The following is an 18,102-nucleotide window of genomic DNA, read 5'->3' as shown; positions in this document are numbered from 1 at the left end:
CTTCAGCTCGGCTTGTCGGCATCGCCGGGTTTTTCCGGCTTCGGGTCCTTCGACGGGTCGGGGTCGTCCTCGGGTCGCATCGTCGCCCCCGACGTGCCCTTGCCGGGGTCGCCGGTCTGCTCGTCGATGTTGCCGAGCGCCCCGCCCGCTTGCGTCTTGCTGTCCTGCGTGCCCGGCTTCTCCGGCTTTCTCACGGCGGCCTCCTGTCGCGAAAATCGGACATATGGTTCTCGTTTCGCCGACAACGAGGCCGTGTCGACGGGCCTGCTGCATTATGATGCAGTTCGATCGAGCGCCGGGCCGGGCCGACCGATCCGCCACGGTGCAGCGCTTTTCGGTATTCGGATCGCGGTTCCACGCTCGTCAGGTTGGGCGATCTGCGATACAACCGTAATAACGATCGAGACGGCACGTCGCCCGAAGGGCGCGTTGCCGATCGACAGCAGATCGGGCGAAGCCGGGAGCAGTTCGTGGCCAATTCTCTGTTCACCTACGAATTCGAGCACCCACCCCTGCCGCTCCACGAGCCTTTCGTCGCGCCGACCCCGCCGACCAATACCCCCGCCTTGACCTCTCCCGACGGCGAGAAGGTGATCCTCAAAGAGCCTGACGGATTTACTATCAAAAATCAGGTTACTGGCGAGTCTTTGACCTTTACTGGTAGCGACATTCTGGGGAGTGATTACACTCCGATTGGATTCAGCCAGGATTCTTCGCTTCTGTATTTTATCGGGCAGGAGGATTATGACGATAATCCGCCCGACCAGAATATCTTGGTCCTCAACGCTAACGAACTGACCCAGCCGACCAGGATCGGCGGCTTCACTGCGTATTCGCAAGACGTCGATTTCGCGAGCGATGGTCAGTCGTTCGTCTTGAAATATATGAACAGAGCAGCTGAGGGAAAGCCCGCATACCCGGTGTTTCTGGCTATTAAGACGAGCACTAGTGAGGTGTTCGACTTGAACACCACGGCCGGCGGCGACGCGGGGAACGGTCTGGTCACCGAGGCCAGGGTCGTGAACGGCGGCCAGTTCGTTGCCTTCGTCAGCACGTCGAGCAACCTCGTGGCAGGCGACACCAACGGCGTCGCCGACGTGTTCCTCAAGAACCTCGCGACCGGCGCGATCACGCGGGTCTCGACCTCGGCCTCGGGCGCCCAGTCCAACGGCGCTTCGAGCGGGCTCGACGTCTCGGCGGACGGCACCAGGATCCTGTTCCAGAGCGCGGGCTCCAACCTCGTGGCGGGCGACACGAACGGCTTCCAGGACGTGTTCGTGAGGGACATCGCGACGGGCGAGGTCACCCGTGTCTCCGTCGGGGCCGACGGGCTTCAGGGCAACGGTGATTCCGGGGACGGCGTCTTCTCGCCCGACGGCCGGTCGGTCGCCTTCGTGAGCGCGGCCGCCAACTTCGCTCCGAACGACCTCAACGGTGCCCGGGACGTCTTCCTCAAGGCGCTCGCCACCGGCACGCTCACCCCGCTCTCGTTCATCAGGGAGGGCGGCAGCTCGGTCAGCGTCCCGGTCACCGCCAAGCCCACGTTCAGCAGCGATGGCGACTCCGTCAATTTCGGCGGATACACCTACAGTGTCGATCAGGCCGGCCTGCTGATCCTCGACGTGACACGGACCGGCACTTTCCTTGAGATCGGCGGCATCACCGTCTCGAAGGGCGACGGGTCGTCCGCGGTGCCCTATTCGTTCGGCAACGTCATCCGATCGATCGGCCTCGACTACGACCGGGACGGCGACTTCCAGGCGACGATCACCGGAGTGAAAAATTCGGCCACGGTCGCCAGCGAGAGCTTCACCGTCAAGGTCCGGGCCCATTCCGGCGCCCAGAACTTCGTCGGCGACGGCACCGGTGAGGTCGTGCTGCTGTCCACGAGCGCCGACAAGGCCGATGGTGGCGGCGGCGACGACACCCTGTTCGGCAACCGCGGTGCGGACGATCTGAGCGGCGGCGCCGGCAACGACGTCCTCGACGGCGGGCTCGGCGACGACACCCTGCGCGGCGGCGCGGGCGACGACCGCTACTACGTCGACAGCCCGGCCGATACGGTGATCGAGGCGGCGGGTGAGGGTCGCGACACCGTCGTGGCGTCGTTCTCGACGACGCTCGGCGCCAACGTCGAGGACCTCGTCCTCACCGGCAGCGCCAAGCTGACCGGCACGGGCAACGGGCTCGACAACACCCTCACCGGTAACGGCGCCGACAACACGCTGACCGGGCTCGACGGGAACGACATCCTGATCGGCGGCGGCGGGGCCGACCGCCTGGTCGGCGGCAACGGCGACGACAACTACTACGTCGACTCGCCCGACGATGTCGTCGTGGAGAGCGCCGGCGGCGGCACCATCGACCGCGTTTACGTGACCTACTCGGGCTCGTCCTTCCTCACCGCGTACACGCTTCAGGACAATGTCGAGCGGCTGGTCCTCGTCTCGGGCCGGATCGCCAATGGCAACGCCCTCGACAACGTTATCACCGGCAACGATGAGGGCAGCGTCCTCGACGGTCGGGGCGGCAACGACACCCTGACCGGCGGCACCGGACAGGACGCGCTCACCGGCGGAGACGGCATCGACACGCTCATCGGCGGGGACGGCAACGACGTCCTGAGCGGCGGCCTCGGGGCCGACCGCCTGATCGGCGGGCGCGGCAACGACACATACTACGTCAACGAAGCCGGCGACCGGGTGATCGAGGACTCGACCGATGCCTCGAACGACACCGTCTACTCCGCCGTCGACTTCACCCTCACGGACGCGCAGCGGATCGAGGTCCTGCGGACCGCGAATTTCGAGCAAGTCTCCACCAAGCTCACCGGCAACGCATTCGCCAACCGGATCATCGGCGGCACCGGCAACGACGTCCTCGACGGCGGCGGCGGCGCGGACAATCTCCAGGGCGGGATCGGAAACGACACCTACATCGTCGATAACGCGGGTGACGTGATCAGGGAGTTCCCAGGCGCCCTCTACGGCAACGACACGCTCATCGCCTCCGTCAGCTACGTCCTCGACAATGGGCAGGCGGTCGAGACGCTGCGCTTCGCTGAGGGGCGGTCGAGCGACAGGCTCAGCCTCACCGGCAGCGCCATCGGCCAGACGCTGATCGGCAACGGCGGCGCCAGCAACCTGCTCGGGCGCGGCGGCGACGACACCTACATCGTCGACGACGACAGCGATCAGGTGTTCGAGGCCGGCAACGAGGGCACCGACACCGTCGTCACGACCGGCAGCTACACGCTGGGCGTCGGCCAGTCGATCGAGATCCTCCGGTTCGCCGACCCCGCCGGCACCGCCGCCCGCAACCTCACCGGCAACGGCTTCGCCAACAGCCTGACCGGCAATGCCGGCAACAACATCCTCGACGGCGACGGCGGTGCCGACAGCCTCTCGGGGCTCGCCGGCAACGACACCTACGTCATCGACGACGCCGGCGACCTCGTGTTCGAGAAGGCCGGCGAGGGCACCGACACCGTCCGCACCTCGGTCGGCTACACGCTGGCCGCGGGGCAGTCGATCGAGACCCTCGAACTCACCGGCACCGGCGCGCTCGGCCTCACCGGCAACGAACTCGCCAACCGGCTGGTCGACAATGCCGGCAACAACGTTCTCGACGGCGGCGCGGGCGACGACGTCCTCGTCAGCACGGGCGGGCAGGACGTGCTGCTCGGCAACCGCGGCACCGACAGCGCGGTGATCGACCGCTCCGGCGNGGCGGCGCGGGCGACGACGTCCTCGTCAGCACGGGCGGGCAGGACGTGCTGCTCGGCAACCGCGGCACCGACAGCGCGGTGATCGACCGCTCCGGCGCGACCGTCGCGCTCCGCTTCGTCATGGAGAGCTTCGGCGCCACCACGACGCTGGAGGGCGACGGCACCACCACCGCCAGCATCAACAACATCACCCTGACGGGCGGCGCGGGCAACGACCGCTTCGCCACCCTCGAAGGCACCGACGTGCTCTCGGGCGGGGCGGGCGACGACAAGCTGTCGAGCGGGGCGGGCGACGACGTCCTGAACGGGGGCGCCGGCAACGACACGCTGGAGGGCGGCACCGGCATCGACCGGATGAGCGGCGGCACCGGAAACGACGTCTACCAAGTCGACACCTCGAACGACCGGGTGTTCGAGCGAGCGGGCGAGGGCTTCGACAGCGTCTACACGACGAGCCACTACACCCTGGCGGCCGGCCAGGAGATCGAGAGCCTGCGGCTGCTGTCCTCGACGGGGGCGACGAACTTCAACCTCATCGGCAACGAGTTCGGGCAGACGCTGGTGGGCAATGCCNGGCCAGGAGATCGAGAGCCTGCGGCTGCTGTCCTCGACGGGGGCGACGAACTTCAACCTCATCGGCAACGAGTTCGGGCAGACGCTGGTGGGCAATGCCGGGGCCAATCGTCTGGACGGCAAGGGCGGCAGCGACGTGCTGACGGGGGGGCGGGGCGCCGACACGTTCATCTTCGCCAATGCGCTCGGCGCCGACAACGTCGATCGCATCACCGACTTCGCGTCGAACGACACGATCTGGCTCGGCAAGGGCGTGTTCACGGCGCTGGCCCCGGGGCAGCTGGCCGAGAGCGCGTTCAAGAACCTCGACGCGGGTGGTGCGGATGCCAACGACCGCATCCTCTACAAGCAGACGACCGGCGAACTGTTCTACGACGCGGACGGCTCAGGGACCGGGGCGGCGGTGAAGTTCGCGGTTCTCGACAACAAGGCGGCGCTGAGCGCGGGCGACTTCCTCGTGGTGTGAGGCCGTCGGGGCCGGGCAGCCCGGAGCTGCCCGGCCCCGACGCGCGTCAGAACCGCCCGGCCAGCGTCAGCCGCACGGCGGTGGGCTCGACGGGGTGGAAGTGGCGGTCGGGGGTCCCTTGCGGCGGTTGGCCGGGCGGACGGATCAGCGGTTCGCCGCGCAGGCGGCTCTCGTAAAAGTAGGTGATCTGGTCGGCCTTGGCGTTCGTGAGATTGAGGACGTCGAGCGACAGGCTGACGCCGTTGGCGAAGGCGTAGCCGATGCGGCCGTTGAGGAGCGCGGTCGCTCGTGAGCGTACCGAATTGTCCTCGATCAGCGGACGGGGGCCGAAATAGCGGAAGCGTAAACTCCCGAACCAGCCCTCGCCTTCGCCGAAGCTGATCCCGGCCGAGGCGATGGTGGTCGGCGCGTCGGGCACGCGGCGGCCGGTATCGGGGACGCGGTCGGCGAAGCGCGCGTTCGTCACGGTCAGGTCGCCCTCCAGTTGAAGCCAGGGGGTGAGCGCGTAGCGGTTGGTCCACTCGACGCCGAAGCGGCGGGTCGGGCGGCTCGGCTCCGTGGTGCCGGCGTCCCCCACGAACAGGTTCTCGGAGGCGAAGTCGAGCCGGAACAGGGCAACCGCCGTCTCAAGCCCGGCAATCGAGCGGTTGCGGACGCCCACCTCGTAGCCGGTCGAGGGCACGAGGAAGGGCGCGCGCACCACGGGGGCAAGCGTGCCCGAGGCCTCGACGGTCGCGGTCACGCCGCGCACGTCGTTCGAGTGGAAGCCGCCGCCGTAGTTCAGGTAGAGTTCGGTGTCGGCCCAGGGTCCGAGCACGAGGCCGAGCTTCGGGTTGACGATGCCGTCGCGGGCGCGCCCCGAATTGGCCGGCGTGTCGGAGCGGACGTCGGCGTAGTAGCCGTCGGCGCGGAAGCCCACGCTGGTGCGCAGCCAATCGGTCCAGCGCACCCGGTTTTCGTAATAGAACGCCGCGCTCGTCTCCAGCACCCGATCGTCGAGCACGGTCGAGCGGAATTGCCGCCGCGTGGTGTTGAACAGCCCGATTCGCATCGAATCGGTGCGGGTCTGGATGCCGATTTCGTTTTCCATCGGCATCCCGAAGAGATCGCCGGAGAAGACGTGGCTGGCCTCCGCCCCGCCGAGCACCCGGTCGTCGAGCTGGCGGAACTGGTCGCCGTGATCGGGATCGTTGAGGAAGTAGGTGAAGTTGTTCCACAGATTCATCCGGTAGCGGATGAGGTAGGCGTTGGCCCGGGTGATCCCGGCTTCGCTCGTGTGGCTCCAGCGGCCCGACAGCGAGAAGCGGCCGGTGTCGCCGCCATCCGTCGGGTCGAGGGTGCCGAACCGGCCGACGAGCCCTTCCGCGACCGCGCGCTCGGGGATCTGGTTGGTGGCGTTCCACTTCGCCCAATAGGCCATGCCGGTGACGGAGAAGCCGTCGAGGGCCGTGCCCTGGCTGTAGCGGGCGACGCCGTTGAGTTTCTTCAGGCGGTCCGGCACGTCCCAGGGGCCGTCATAGGTCTGCGCCTCGCCCGCCACCAGGAGGTTGCCCGCCCCGAGCGGTGCGGAGGCGATGGTGAGCGCGCGCTTGTAGCCGAACGAACCGATCGAGGTCAGAGCGACGTTCTTGGCGACCGTGTCGAGGTAGTCGATCCGCACCGAGCCGGCGGAGGCGAAGTCGCCGTCGCGCACGAAATAGGGGCCCTTGTGGAATTCCACCGCGCCGACGAGTTCGGGGATCAGGAAGTTGAGGTCGGCATAGCCCTGGCCGTGGGCGTGGGTGCGCATGTTGACCGGCATGCCATCGACGAACAGGGCGATGTCGGTGCCGTGGTCGAGGTTGAACCCGCGCAGGAAGAACTGGTTGGCCTTCCCCTCCCCCGAATGCTGGGTGACGATCAGGCCGGGCACCGCCTCCAGCGCCTCGCCGGGGCGGGTGACGGGCCGGGCGTTGACCTGCGCACCGGAGACGAGGCCGCCGCTCGCCGACGCCACCGGTTGAAGGGCGCCGCCGATGCCGGTGACGCCGCCGACGTAACCGGCGCTGGCCGAGAAGGCGGCGACTGGGCGCGGCGCCTCGCCCGCGACGGAGAGTTCATCGAGGGTGACGGCCTCCTGGGCGCTCGCAGGGAGGGGCAGCAGCGCGACGGCGAGCGCCGCCAGTCGCAGGGCGGTCGGGGAACGGGAATCGGACACGGGCAAAACGGCCTCGGGCAACGGCAGTGGCACGTCACCGCGAACGAGGCCGCGGACCGCCCGACCCTCGCAGGATCGGTGCCGCCCCCGGCAACCCATCGGTGCACCCCGCCCGACGCGCCTCGCGTGTGACCACGACTGACGGCAGGTCTCCTGGCTCGCGGGTCACGGCCCTCTCACCGTCTTCCCGGATGCGGCGCATCCAGTGACATGGTGGCGGAAGGCTCGCCGCTCACAGTTGCGGGGGCAGCCGCGGCATCGGGCTTTCGCCCTCACCGCGTTCCCTTTTGATCCCCGAGGGGAACCGTCACGCTACGGTTAGCACGGCGCTCTCATCCGTCGTCAACGCGCTGCCGGGGCGCTGGCCGCGAAGCGGTGCGGCTGTGCCCCGTGGGAGACACCCTTGGGTTCACGCCCCTTGGCGCGCGGCGCCGGCTCGCGGCAGGACCCGCGTCAGCAAAACTCCGGCGGCGAGGCCGGCGGCGTGGAGTCCGGCGGTCGCGGCGAGGAAGCCGAGGCCGTAGGCGAGGCCCGAGGCGGTCTCGGGCATCTCGGCCCCGTGCGCCGCGCCGTGGAACACCGCGAAGGCGCCCACCAGCCCGGCGAGCGCCGCGAGCGGGATCAGCCGGGCGCAGACCGCCATCACGGCGAACGCCGCGACCGAGGCGAGGATGGCCGGCTCGACGAAGGGCAGGTCGAGGCCGGCCATGGCCGCCCCCGCGCCCAGCGTCATCATGCCGAGGAAGCAGGCGGGCAGCAGCCACAGCGCCCGCCCGCCGACGAGGCCGGCGATGATCCCGACCGCGACCATCGCCAGGACGTGGTCGGCGCCACCGACCGGATGGGCAAAGCCCGCGGCCCAGCCCATTGCCTCGCCGTGGCCGGGATGGGCGAACGCCGCGCCGGGCAGGAGCACGAGCGCCACGGCGAGCGGCATCGAGCGAGAGATCATGCGGTTTCTCCGAGAGGGGATCATTTGGTGAGGCCGCCGGACTCGACGACGAAGCGGGCGATGGCGTCGGCGCCGTGGCCGTCGCGCAGCGAGGCGAAGACGTAGGGCCGGGTTCCCCGCATGCGGCGGGTGTCGGCCTCCATCACGGCAAGATCCGCGCCGACGAGCGGCGCGAGGTCGGTCTTGTTGACCACGAGGAGGTCGGAGCGGGTGATGCCGGGGCCGCCTTTCCGCGGGATCTTCTCGCCGCCCGCCACGTCGATGACGTAGAGGGTGATGTCGGCGAGTTCCGGCGAGAAGGTCGCGGCGAGGTTGTCGCCGCCGGATTCGATCAGCACCACGTCGAGGTGGGGGAAGCGGCGGCGCATCTCGGCCACCGCCGCGAGGTTGATCGAGGCGTCCTCGCGGATCGCCGTGTGCGGGCAGCCGCCGGTCTCGACGCCCATGATCCGCTCCTCGGGCAGCGCCCCGGCGACGGTGAGGAGGCGGGCATCCTCCTTGGTGTAGATGTCGTTGGTGATGGCGCAGATGTCGTAGGCGTCGCGTAAGCGCTTGCAGAGCTGCTCCATCAGCGCCGTCTTGCCGGAGCCGACGGGGCCGCCGATGCCGACGCGTAAGGGGCCGTTCGCGGATGTCATGGCGTCCCTCATGAGCGAAAGATCCGGGAATACTGGGTCTCGTGCCGGAACGAGCCGAGATCGAGCTTGAGCGTGCACGAACCCAGCGCGTCGAGACCGAGCGGCTCGACCGCTTCAGTGAGCGCCACCACGCGGGGGCTCAGCGCGGCGACGATGCGGGTGCCGGCCCCCTGCCCGATCGGCGCGACCCGTAAACCCGCCGAGACGATGGCCTGGACGAAGGCGAGCCCGTAGGCCGCGAGCATCGGCCCGCGCGCCATGCCGTGGGCGGAGGCCGCCGCGCCGACCGCCACCGGCAGCGCCACCGGCCCCGGCAGGGCGGCGGCGACCGCATCGAGCGGCGGGCAGGGCCAGGCTACCAGCGTCGCGTCGAGGAAGCTGCGGCCCTGTTGGCTCGTCTCCAGATGCAGCTCGCGCGAGGGCGCCATCGCCAGGGCGAGGTCGTTGATCGCTGTCAGGGCGGCGCCCTCCCCGGCCGCCCGGTGGGCGTGCGCGGCCAGGATCAGGTCGTTGCGCCCGGAGCCCCGCTCCAGCACGTCGCCGAGCCACTCCGAAAAACTCGCCTCGTCGGCGACCGCGCCGGTCTCCACCGCCCATTCGAGCCCGTGCGAATAGGCGAACCCCCCGACCGGATAGGCCGGCGACAGCCACGCCATCAGCCGCAGCGCCTCAATCATGGTGGTGATGGCCATGGTGGTGATCATGGCCATGATCGTGACCGTGCCCGCCCTCGTAGGCTCCGCCCTCCGGCCGGAACGGACGCTCGACCGGCTCGGCGCTGCCGCCCAACCCGCGCACCATCTCGGCGAGCACGTGGTCTTCTGCGATCCATACGGCCTCCGCCCCGATCTCGGCGGGGATGTGCCGGTTGCCGATATGCCAGATCAGGCGCTTCAGCGCGTGATCGGTGGGCGCCCGGATCTCGAGCAGCCGCTCGGGCGCCGCCTCGACCCAGACGAGACGGCCGTCGTCGAGCACAAGTGCGTCGCCGTCATCGAGCAGGATCGGGTGGGGCAGATCGAGTAGGAACGGGGTGCCGCCGACCCCGCGCATGGCGATGCGGCGGCGATGCCGGTCGCCGTGGTCGAGCACGACGCGGTCGATGATCTCGCCGCGGGGCAGGGCGTCGCGGCGGATGACGCGGGTGGCGCGGATCATGAGGAGGTCAGGACTGGTCCAGCAAGTCGACATCCTTGGGTAGAAAATTAGCGTCGAGCGCTTGCTCCAAGGTGAAGGGAGGCGTTTCGGGGAAGAGGACGAGGGCGATGCCCGTCTCCCTGGACGCCAGGAGGCGGCCGGACCGATAGCATTCGCCGAACACCTCGGCCGGATAGCGCTTCAGACTCGGACTGGCCTTCAGGACGCGAGCGATCCGACGACGCTGCTCGTCGATGGTGCCAGTCCAGTGACTGTTGCGCAGTCCGGGTTGATATCGCCATTTTAGGAGATGGCCGAGCAGGACATCGAGGCGGCTCTCGATCTGCTGCCTGTCGCTCCGGCCCACGCTCGCCACCTCTTCGATCAGGTTCTCAAGGTCGAGTTCATCGAAGCGCCGCGCGCGCAGCAGTTCGGCCTGACCCTGTGTCCAGGCATGGAAGTCCGTCTCGTACAGATCGTCAGCCGCCGGCGGCTTCAGCGCGGCCTTGGTCATCGCGGGTCTCCCGAATGTCACCCTCGATCCTACCTCAGAACAAAAAATATCGCTGCGCCATCGGCACCACCTCGGCCGGCTCGCAGACCAGCAACTCGCCGTCGGCGCGCACGTCGTAGGTTTCGGGGTCGATCTCGATCACCGGGGTGGCGTCGTTGAGGATCATGCTCTTCTTCGAGATGCCGCCGCGCACGTTCTCGACGGCGACCAGCTCCTTCTGCACGCCCAGCCGCTCGCGCAAGCCATCCTCGATCGCCGCCTTGGACACGAAGGTCAGCGCCGTGGCGAAGGGGGCCCGGCCAACGCTTCCGAACATCGGGCGGTAATGCACGGGCTGGGGCGTCGGGATTGAGGCGTTAGGGTCGCCCATCGGGGCGGTGGCGATCATGCCTCCCTTGAGGACGAGATCGGGCTTCACGCCGAAGAAGGCGGGCGTCCACAGCACGAGGTCGGCGAGCTTGCCCGGTTCCACCGAGCCGATGTGGCGCGACACGCCGTGGGCGATGGCCGGGTTGATCGTGTATTTCGCCACGTAACGGCGGGCGCGCAGGTTGTCGTTGCCGCTCGCGTCGCCGGGGAGCGCCCCGCGCTGGCGCTTCATCTTGTCGGCGGTCTGCCACGTGCGGATCACCACCTCGCCGACCCGGCCCATCGCCTGGCTGTCGGAGGACATCATGGAGAGCGCGCCGATGTCGTGCAGGATGTCCTCGGCCGCGATGGTTTCGCGGCGGATGCGGCTCTCGGCGAAGGCGAGATCCTCGGGGATCGACGGGTCGAGGTGATGGCACACCATCAGCATGTCGAGATGCTCGTCGATGGTGTTTTTGGTGTAGGGGCGCGTCGGGTTCGTGGACGACGGGAGGACGTTTTCCAGCCCGGCGACGCGCATGATGTCCGGCGCGTGGCCGCCCCCCGCCCCCTCCGTGTGGAAGGCGTGGATGGTGCGGCCCTTGAAGGCCGCGATGGTGTCCTCGACGAAGCCGCCCTCGTTGAGGGTGTCGGAGTGGATCATCACCTGCACGTCGTGGGCGTCGGCAACCGTCAGGCATGTGTCGATGGCCTGGGGCGTCGTGCCCCAATCCTCGTGCAGCTTGAGCGCGCAGGCGCCCGCCCGCACCATCTCCTCCAGCGCGCCGGGCAGCGAGGCGTTGCCCTTGCCGGCGAACGCGAGGTTCATCGGAAAGTGGTCGGCGGCCTCGATCATCCGGGCGAGGTGCCAGGGACCGGGGGTGCAGGTGGTGGCCAGCGTCCCGTGCGCCGGCCCGGTGCCGCCGCCCAGCATGGTCGTGACGCCGGAGCAGAGCGCCTCCTCGATCTGCTGCGGGCAGATGTAGTGGATGTGGCTGTCGAAGCCACCCGCGGTGAGGATCTTCCCCTCCCCCGCGATCACCTCGGTGCCCGGCCCGACCACGATGTCCACGCCCGGCTGGATGTCCGGGTTGCCGGCCTTGCCGAGGTGGACGATGCGACCGCCTTTCAGGCCGACATCGCATTTCACGATGCCCCAATGGTCGAGCACCACCGCGTTGGTGATGACGGTATCGACCGCGCCCGCTTCGTTCGTCACCTGGCTCTGGCCCATGCCGTCGCGGATCACCTTGCCGCCGCCGAACTTCACCTCCTCGCCGTAGGTGGTCAGATCGCGCTCGACCTCGATCGTAAGGCCGGTGTCGGCCAGCCGGATGCGGTCGCCGGTGGTCGGCCCGAACATGGCGGCGTAGGCGATACGCGGCAGCGAAGCCGGGGGTATCTGCGTCAGGTCGCTCGCCCAGCGGTCGGCGAACAGATCGGTCGCGTTGCGATGGTTCGGTGTCGTGGTGACGAAGACGCGGGAAGGGCTTGCCCTTCGAACCCAGTTCGTCTCTGCGGGGCCGGACCCGAGCAGGTGGTAGACGAGGATCGCCCCGAAGGTCGCGGTGCCGATGCCGCCGAGCGCGAAGTCGCCCAGGCGTACCGTCAGGTCGCCCGCGCCCGCGATCAGCGCCACCGCGGCGGTGACGAGGTTGCGGGCGTCGGAGAAGTCGGTCCGGTCCTGCACCCAGATGCGCCCGCCGGTGGCGGCGATCAGGCCGAACACCACGAGCGCCAAGCCGCCGACGACCGGCCCGGGGATCGTCAGCACCAGGGCGCCGAATTTCGGCGAGAACCCGAGCAGGATGGCGAAGCCCGCCGCCGCGACGAAGACCAGCGTCGAGTAGATGCGGGTGACCGCCATCACGCCCATGTTCTCGGCGTAGGTCGTCACGCCGGTGCCGCCGCCCATTCCCGACAGGATGGTCGCGAGCCCGTCGGCGAGGAAGCCGCGGCCGATGAGGGGATCGTAGTCGCGCCCGGTCATCGCAGCGATGCCCTTGATATGGCCGAGGTTTTCCGCGACCAGGATGAGCGCGACCGGTGCGATCAGCACCAGGGCGGGCGCGGTGAAGACCGGCGCCGAGAAATGCGGCAGGCCGACCCAGGCAGCCTCCCCGAGGCGGGTGAAATCGATGGGCTTGGCCAACCCCAGCCCGTTGGCGAGGACGAGGTAGAGCCCGTAGGCGACCGCCGCCCCGATCAGGATCGGCAAGCGCCGCGCCAGTCCATGCCCGCGCACCGCCACGAGCCCGACGAGCAACGCCGTCACCAGCCCCATCGCGGTGTCGAAGCCGGACGCCGAGATGCTCTTCACGGCCACCGGCGCGAGGTTGAGCCCGATCGCCGCGACGATGGCGCCGGTGACGACGGGCGGCATCAGCCGCTCGATCCAGGCGGTGCCCGACAGATGCACCGCGACCCCGATCACCGCATAGAGCGCGCCGCAGGCGACGATGCCGCCGAGTGCCACGCCGATATTCGGGTTCGGCCCGGTGCCGGCATAGCCGGTGGCGGCGATCACCACGGCGATGAAGGCGAAGCTGGAGCCGAGATAGGACGGCAACCGCCCGCCCGTCAGCACAAAGAACAGCAGCGTGCCGACGCCTGAGAACAGGATCGCGGTGTTGGGATCGAACCCCATCAGGATCGGCGCCAGCGCCGTCGAGCCGAACATGGCCACAACGTGCTGGAGCCCGAGCACCAGCGTCTGCCCGGTCGGCAGCCGTTCGTCGGGCGCGACCTCGCCGGAGGTCTTGAGGCGCCAGTGGGGAAAGTAGCTCACGACCGATCCTCTCGCGGGGCGCCGTCTTGCCCGCCGCACCACGCCCGGCTCATAACCGAATCGCCGACGGATTTGTCGGACAAGGAGACCGTCATGTCGAACCGTAAGCTCATCGCGAACCGAATTTGTCGCCCGTATTCCGGCAAATTTAGTGCCGGTTTCGCCCGTCTTCGCCACTTACGAAAGATACGGATATGATATTCCCTCGCATCGAACATCTCGACCAAGTCACGCCGCACGTTTCTTTCGATCGGGGTTTCGTCGTCTCGCGACGGCCCGACCATACGGTGATCGATTACGTCTACACCGTCCCCGAGACCTTCAGCTCCGCCATAGCTCTGGAATGCCGCGGCCTGAAGTTCGACCGCGACGGGCGGATCATCGGCCGGCCCTTCCACAAGTTCTTCAATCTCGGCGAGCGCCAGCGGATCGATCAGATCGACTGGTCGGCGCCCCATCACGTCCTCGACAAGCTCGACGGCTCGATGGTGCATCCGGTCCGGCTCGACGGAACGACCGTGTTCATGACCCGGATGGGCGCCACCGGGCAGGCCGCGGCGGCGCAACGCCACGCCGATCCGGGTCTTCTCGATCTTGCCGGCCATCTGCTCGCGGGCGGCATCACGCCGATCTTCGAGTTCACCGCGCCGGACAACCGGATCGTGGTGGCCTACGAGCGGCCGGCGCTCACCCTGCTGGCGGCGCGGGCGATGGTGAGCGGCGCCTACCTGCCGCAGGCGGAGCTGGTGCGGCTCGGCGCGCGCTTCGGCATCGCCGTGGTGCGGGCCGGGGGCCCGCTCGCGGACGCCGACGCGTTCGTCGCCCGGGCCCGCCGCGAGGCCGGCATCGAGGGCTACGTGCTGGCGTTCGAGGACGGCTATCGCCTCAAGCTCAAGACCGACGGCTACGTGCTGCGCCACCGCGCGCTGACCGGCGTGCGGCTGGAGAAGACGGTGCTGGCCTGGGTCGCGGCGGGCGCCGTCGATGACGTGGTGCCGATCCTGCCCGAGACGGTGGCCGCGCGGCTGCTCGCCTATCAGGCGAACATCGAGGCGCGCGCCGCGGCGCATGCCGCCGACATCCGCGCTTTTGCTGCCGAGCATCGCGGCCTGCCGCGCAAGGACTACGCTGCGCTTGCCTTCCGACGCTTCGACAAGCGGCTGACCAAGGCCGCCTTCGAGGCCTATGACGGGCGCGACCCGCGCGGTGTGATCGGGGGGCTGCTGACCTACGCTGCGGGGAGCGAAGGCCGGGTCGAGGCGGTGCGCGACCTGTTCGGCATGGCCTGGAGCGTGGACGACCTCGCCCTGCCGGAGATCGAGCCGTGAAGCGCGCCCTGCCCTGACGCGAGAGTGGGGGTGGGCCGGTGTCACAGCCGGCCCATCACCTCGCCGCGGAAACCGTAGACGGTGCGGGTGCCCGAGAGCGGCACCAGCGTCACGTCGCGGGTCGAGCCCGGCTCGAACCGCACGGCGGTGCCCGGCGCGATGTCGAGGCGCTGGCCGCGGGCCCGCTCGCGCTCGAAGACGAGGCCCGGATTGACCTCGTAGAAATGGTAGTGCGAGCCGACCTGGATCGGCCGGTCGCCGGTGTTGGCCACACTCACAACCGTGCGCGGCGCGCCCGCATTGAGTTCGATCGCGCCGGGAAGCGTCGTCACCGTACCCGGCACGTCGTCGGAGGCCGCGCCGCGGATCGGATGGTGGACGGTGACGAGCTTGGTGCCGTCGGGGAAGGTCGCCTCGACCTGGATGTCGTGGATCATCTCGGGGATGCCCGGCATCACCTGATCGGCGGTGAGCACGTGGGCGCCGGCCTGCATCAGCTCGGCGACCGAGCACCCGTCGCGGGCGCCCTCGACCACGAAATCGGTGATCAGCGCTACCGCCTCCGGGTGGTTGAGCCGCACGCCCCGCGCCAGCCGGTTGCGCGCCACCTGGGCCGCCATGGCGACCAGAAGCTTGTCTTTCTCGCGGGGGGTGAGGAGCACGGGCGCTCTCCGAATTCTTGTTCGATGTCTCGCGGATCATGCATGGAGCGTGCGAGAGCGCCAGCCTCAGCTCTGCCAGACGCGCGGCATCGGCAGACCGCGATAGGCGGTGAGGAAGCGCGCAGCCAGTTCCCTGAGCGCCCCGACCTCGGGCCCGAGCAGGCGCACGATGAGGTGCCCGTTCCAGGCGCTCGCGGCGGCCTCGGTGAGGCCGGGGCCGGCGGCGTCGAGGCAGGCGCGGGCCTCCTCGATTCGGCCTTCGGCGCCGGGCGAACAGTCGAGGATCGTGCCCATCGCCCGCGCCCCGCCGCCGATCGCCGCGCGGGCGAGCAGCGCCGAGACCGGGCCCTCCAGCCGCAAAGTGTCGGCGTAGACGAGCTTTTGGGCACGCCGCACCCGCCAGATGTCTTCGAACAGCACGTCCTCCAGCGTCTCGCCCCGCGCGGCGCGGCCGAAGGCGACGATTTCGGCGACGAGGAGGGCGGAATCCGCGGCGAGATCGGCCTCGAAGCTTCGCTTGAGCCGCGCGCGGTCGAACAGGATCGTCTCCTGCGGCAGCCAGGCGAGATGGGCACCCTCCCCCAGATCGAGGCGGTTGCGCACGTGGCTCACCGGGCCGTCGGAGCGGTAGACTTTCTCCGCCGCCACCGTCGTCAGCACGAGGTCGGCGCCGGGATCGAGCCGGACGGAGACGCAAAAATCGTCGCCGCAGGCGATGCCGCCTGCGGTGTTGACGAGGATGCCCTCCATCGTCCCGGCCTGCCGGGGGAAGCGCAGCCGCGAGGGGCCGGATTCGGCGATGTCGCGCAGCCGCGTCGGGCCATTCGCGGCAGCCGGGCCGACGTGGAGATCGACATGGCCGCGTGAGCGCTGCCGCGATGGGGGGGCGGGAGGGGCTGGGAAGGCGTGGATGGTCGCAACTCGCGGAAGGCGGGCCTACGGCCCCTGCCCTTCCTGGCGCGGCCGCGCCCGCCGGGCAACACGGTCGTCTCCCCCCCTCTGCCGTCATTCCGGGGCGCCGCAGGCGAACCCGGAATCCACGACTGGCCGCGACGCATCGTGTAGCCGCGCATCACGGGTGGATTCCGGGTTCCGCTCCGCGGCCCCGGAATGACGGGGGTGGAGGGTGGTCGAAGGCCTGTCAGGTTAAGGCACGGCAAAGTCTCAAAAACATCACCGCGGATCGGGCGGGCCTTCCCCCTTGCCGACGAAGGGGATGCCCTCGATCGGGCATTCCTCGGTGCCGACGCTGGAGCGGGTGATGGCGCGCACGGCGTCGCGGGTGCCGTCGGGGTCCTCGATCCAGCGGCGGTAGAAGTCGTAGGGGCATTCCGACATGCCGTGCCGGTTCTCCTTCGAGTTGATCATGCCGGTGTAGCCGCGATGCAGCAGCTTGAAGAGGTGGTTCTCCGACTGGCCGTGGGCGCGGAAGTCGCGGATCAGGAATTTTGAGAGCGCCGCGTACTGGATGCCCATCGGCTCCTCCCCGCATTCGCCAAGCGTGCGGCCGTCGAAGCCGATGATCGCCGAGTGGCCGAAGTAGCTGTAGACGCCGTCGAACCCGGCCGCGTTCGCCACCGCGACGTAGGTGTTGTTGGCGAACGCCATCGCCTTCGAGATCAGCACCTGCTGCTCTTTGGCCGGATACATGTAGCCCTGGCAGCGGATGATGAGTTCGGCCCCGCGCATGGCGCAGTCGCGCCAGATCTCGGGGTAGTTGCCGTCGTCGCAGATGATGAGGCTGATTTTGAGCCCCTTCGGCCCGTCCGAGACGTAGGTGCGATCACCCGGATACCAGCCCTCGATCGGGGTCCAGGGCATGATCTTGCGGTATTTCTGGACGATCTCGCCCTGGTCGTTCATCAGGATCAGGGTGTTGTAGGGCGCCTTGTGCGGGTGCTCCTCGTGCCGCTCACCCGTGAGCGAGAACACGCCCCACACGCCAGCCTTGCGGCAGGCATCGGCGAAGATTTCCGTTTCCGCGCCGGGGATGCTCGCGGCGGTCTCGTACATCTCGGCGGCGTCGTACATGATGCCGTGGGTCGAGTATTCGGGGAAGATCACCAGATCGAGGCCGGGCAACCCGGCCTTCATGCCGACGATCATGTCGCCGATCTTTTTCGCATTTTCGATGACCTCGGCCTTCGTGTGCAGGCGGGGCATCGTGTAGTTCACCACCGCCACGCCGACGCTGTCCTGGCTCGATGAGATGTCGCCGTGCATCATGGCGTTGTCCTCCACTCTTGACTGATTGGGACGGGCCGCGCCTCGGCGCGACCCGCATTCGCAGGGCGGCGATCAGCCCGGCGCGAGGCCCAGCAGCGTGCCGAGCGGCACGACGAGGGTGAAGCCGCCGTAGAAGCCGTCCTTGGCGCGGCGCGCCGTGTAGGGGTTCCAGAATGAGTTCGGGTTGACGACGTACTGGACCACCGGCTCGAGGATCACGCCCTTGCCGATGTCGAGGTGGGCGTTGGCCTCGAAGATCAGCTTGTCGCGCGAATACGGGGCGCCGGAGCCGCCGGAGATGAAGTTCGCGTCCGCCAGGAACTGGGTGTAGTTCTCGTTGAGGCGCTGCCAGTTGACCTTGAGCCCGTAGGTGTCGTTCGGCCGGCTCGGGTCGGGGGCTTCCAGCAGAACGCCGGCGAACGAGTTGAAGCGGATCGGAATCGTCGGGTCGAAGGCGTAGCCGGTGCCGGTGTAGACCGAGATCGCGGTCGGGTGCAGGTTGAGGTCGCCCTTGGTGATCAGCCCGCCATCGGCCCGCCACACCGT

General features: G+C 69.0%; 13 protein-coding genes, 4 pseudogenes and 1 riboswitch. Of the genes and pseudogenes, 4 read left to right on the top strand and 13 right to left on the bottom strand.

Annotated features, from left to right (window positions below):
- Window positions 1-2: 2 nt before the first annotated feature.
- Window positions 3-194: a hypothetical protein gene (locus ASG52_RS02235; protein ID WP_056238449.1), complete on the bottom strand. Its 192-nt coding sequence runs from the start codon at window positions 192-194 to the stop codon at window positions 3-5.
- A gap of 690 nt (window positions 195-884) precedes the next feature.
- On the opposite strand from ASG52_RS02235, the pseudogene ASG52_RS28135 reads away from it, so the two are divergent.
- From ASG52_RS28135 to ASG52_RS27585, 3 pseudogenes are all read left to right on the top strand, one after another.
- A pseudogene (locus ASG52_RS28135) lies at window positions 885-3,726 on the top strand (beta strand repeat-containing protein); the annotation flags it as partial.
- Window position 3,727: 1 nt separating this feature from the next.
- Window positions 3,728-4,300 (top strand): annotated as a pseudogene (locus ASG52_RS28600) (calcium-binding protein); the annotation flags it as partial.
- Between the two features lies 1 nt (window position 4,301).
- A pseudogene (locus ASG52_RS27585) lies at window positions 4,302-4,766 on the top strand (hemolysin); the annotation flags it as partial.
- A gap of 46 nt (window positions 4,767-4,812) precedes the next feature.
- Here the strand turns inward: ASG52_RS27585 and ASG52_RS02220 are convergent.
- From ASG52_RS02220 to ASG52_RS28125, 8 genes and pseudogenes are all read right to left on the bottom strand, one after another.
- Complete coding sequence (locus tag ASG52_RS02220; protein WP_502691016.1) at window positions 4,813-6,963, bottom strand: TonB-dependent receptor; 2,151 nt, start codon at window positions 6,961-6,963, stop codon at window positions 4,813-4,815.
- 126 nt (window positions 6,964-7,089) lie between these two features.
- A riboswitch (cobalamin riboswitch) is annotated at window positions 7,090-7,287 on the bottom strand.
- Between the two features lie 85 nt (window positions 7,288-7,372).
- Complete coding sequence (locus ASG52_RS02215) at window positions 7,373-7,915, bottom strand: HupE/UreJ family protein (protein WP_286158911.1); 543 nt, start codon at window positions 7,913-7,915, stop codon at window positions 7,373-7,375.
- Window positions 7,916-7,935: 20 nt separating this feature from the next.
- Complete coding sequence (gene ureG / locus ASG52_RS02210; RefSeq protein ID WP_056238438.1) at window positions 7,936-8,553, bottom strand: urease accessory protein UreG; 618 nt, start codon at window positions 8,551-8,553, stop codon at window positions 7,936-7,938.
- Window positions 8,554-8,561: 8 nt separating this feature from the next.
- Complete coding sequence (locus tag ASG52_RS02205) at window positions 8,562-9,257, bottom strand: urease accessory protein UreF (protein ID WP_502691015.1); 696 nt, start codon at window positions 9,255-9,257, stop codon at window positions 8,562-8,564.
- The gene (locus ASG52_RS02200; RefSeq protein WP_056238437.1) at window positions 9,223-9,711 is read right to left on the bottom strand and encodes an urease accessory protein UreE; all 489 of its coding nucleotides are present in this window, start codon (window positions 9,709-9,711) and stop codon (window positions 9,223-9,225) included. The genes ASG52_RS02205 and ASG52_RS02200 overlap by 35 nt, the downstream gene beginning before the upstream one ends.
- 7 nt (window positions 9,712-9,718) lie before the next feature.
- Window positions 9,719-10,204, bottom strand: a complete 486-nt coding sequence (locus ASG52_RS02195; protein ID WP_056238434.1) for a DUF29 domain-containing protein — start codon at window positions 10,202-10,204, stop codon at window positions 9,719-9,721.
- A 34-nt stretch (window positions 10,205-10,238) separates the two neighbouring features.
- On the bottom strand, window positions 10,239-11,954 hold the full coding sequence (ureC, locus tag ASG52_RS28130) for an urease subunit alpha (RefSeq protein WP_502691022.1): 1,716 nt from the start codon (window positions 11,952-11,954) through the stop codon (window positions 10,239-10,241).
- Between the two features lie 156 nt (window positions 11,955-12,110).
- A pseudogene (locus ASG52_RS28125) lies at window positions 12,111-13,340 on the bottom strand (solute carrier family 23 protein); the annotation flags it as partial.
- Between the two features lie 194 nt (window positions 13,341-13,534).
- Between ASG52_RS28125 and ASG52_RS02185 the strand changes: the two are divergent.
- Window positions 13,535-14,668: an RNA ligase gene (locus ASG52_RS02185; RefSeq protein WP_056238431.1), complete on the top strand. Its 1,134-nt coding sequence runs from the start codon at window positions 13,535-13,537 to the stop codon at window positions 14,666-14,668.
- Between the two features lie 41 nt (window positions 14,669-14,709).
- On the opposite strand, the gene ASG52_RS02180 is transcribed toward ASG52_RS02185, so the two are convergent.
- The 4 genes from ASG52_RS02180 to ASG52_RS02165 all read right to left on the bottom strand — a co-directional run.
- Entirely contained in the window at window positions 14,710-15,330 is a 621-nt protein-coding gene (locus ASG52_RS02180) for an urease subunit gamma (RefSeq protein WP_082552304.1), read from the bottom strand.
- Between the two features lie 66 nt (window positions 15,331-15,396).
- Window positions 15,397-16,242 (bottom strand): urease accessory protein UreD, encoded by an 846-nt coding sequence (locus ASG52_RS02175; protein WP_056238428.1) that lies wholly within the window; start codon window positions 16,240-16,242, stop codon window positions 15,397-15,399.
- A gap of 261 nt (window positions 16,243-16,503) precedes the next feature.
- Window positions 16,504-17,556: an aliphatic amidase gene (locus ASG52_RS02170; protein WP_056239432.1), complete on the bottom strand. Its 1,053-nt coding sequence runs from the start codon at window positions 17,554-17,556 to the stop codon at window positions 16,504-16,506.
- A gap of 72 nt (window positions 17,557-17,628) precedes the next feature.
- A partial coding sequence (locus tag ASG52_RS02165) for a carbohydrate porin (protein WP_200945558.1) occupies window positions 17,629-18,102 on the bottom strand: 474 nt, incomplete at its 5' end.

The sequence above is a fragment of the Methylobacterium sp. Leaf456 genome (assembly GCF_001425465.1).
GTDB lineage: Bacteria > Pseudomonadota > Alphaproteobacteria > Rhizobiales > Beijerinckiaceae > Methylobacterium.
The sequence above is the reverse complement of the archived record's forward strand: the minus strand, read 5'-3'. Positions and strand labels throughout refer to the sequence as shown.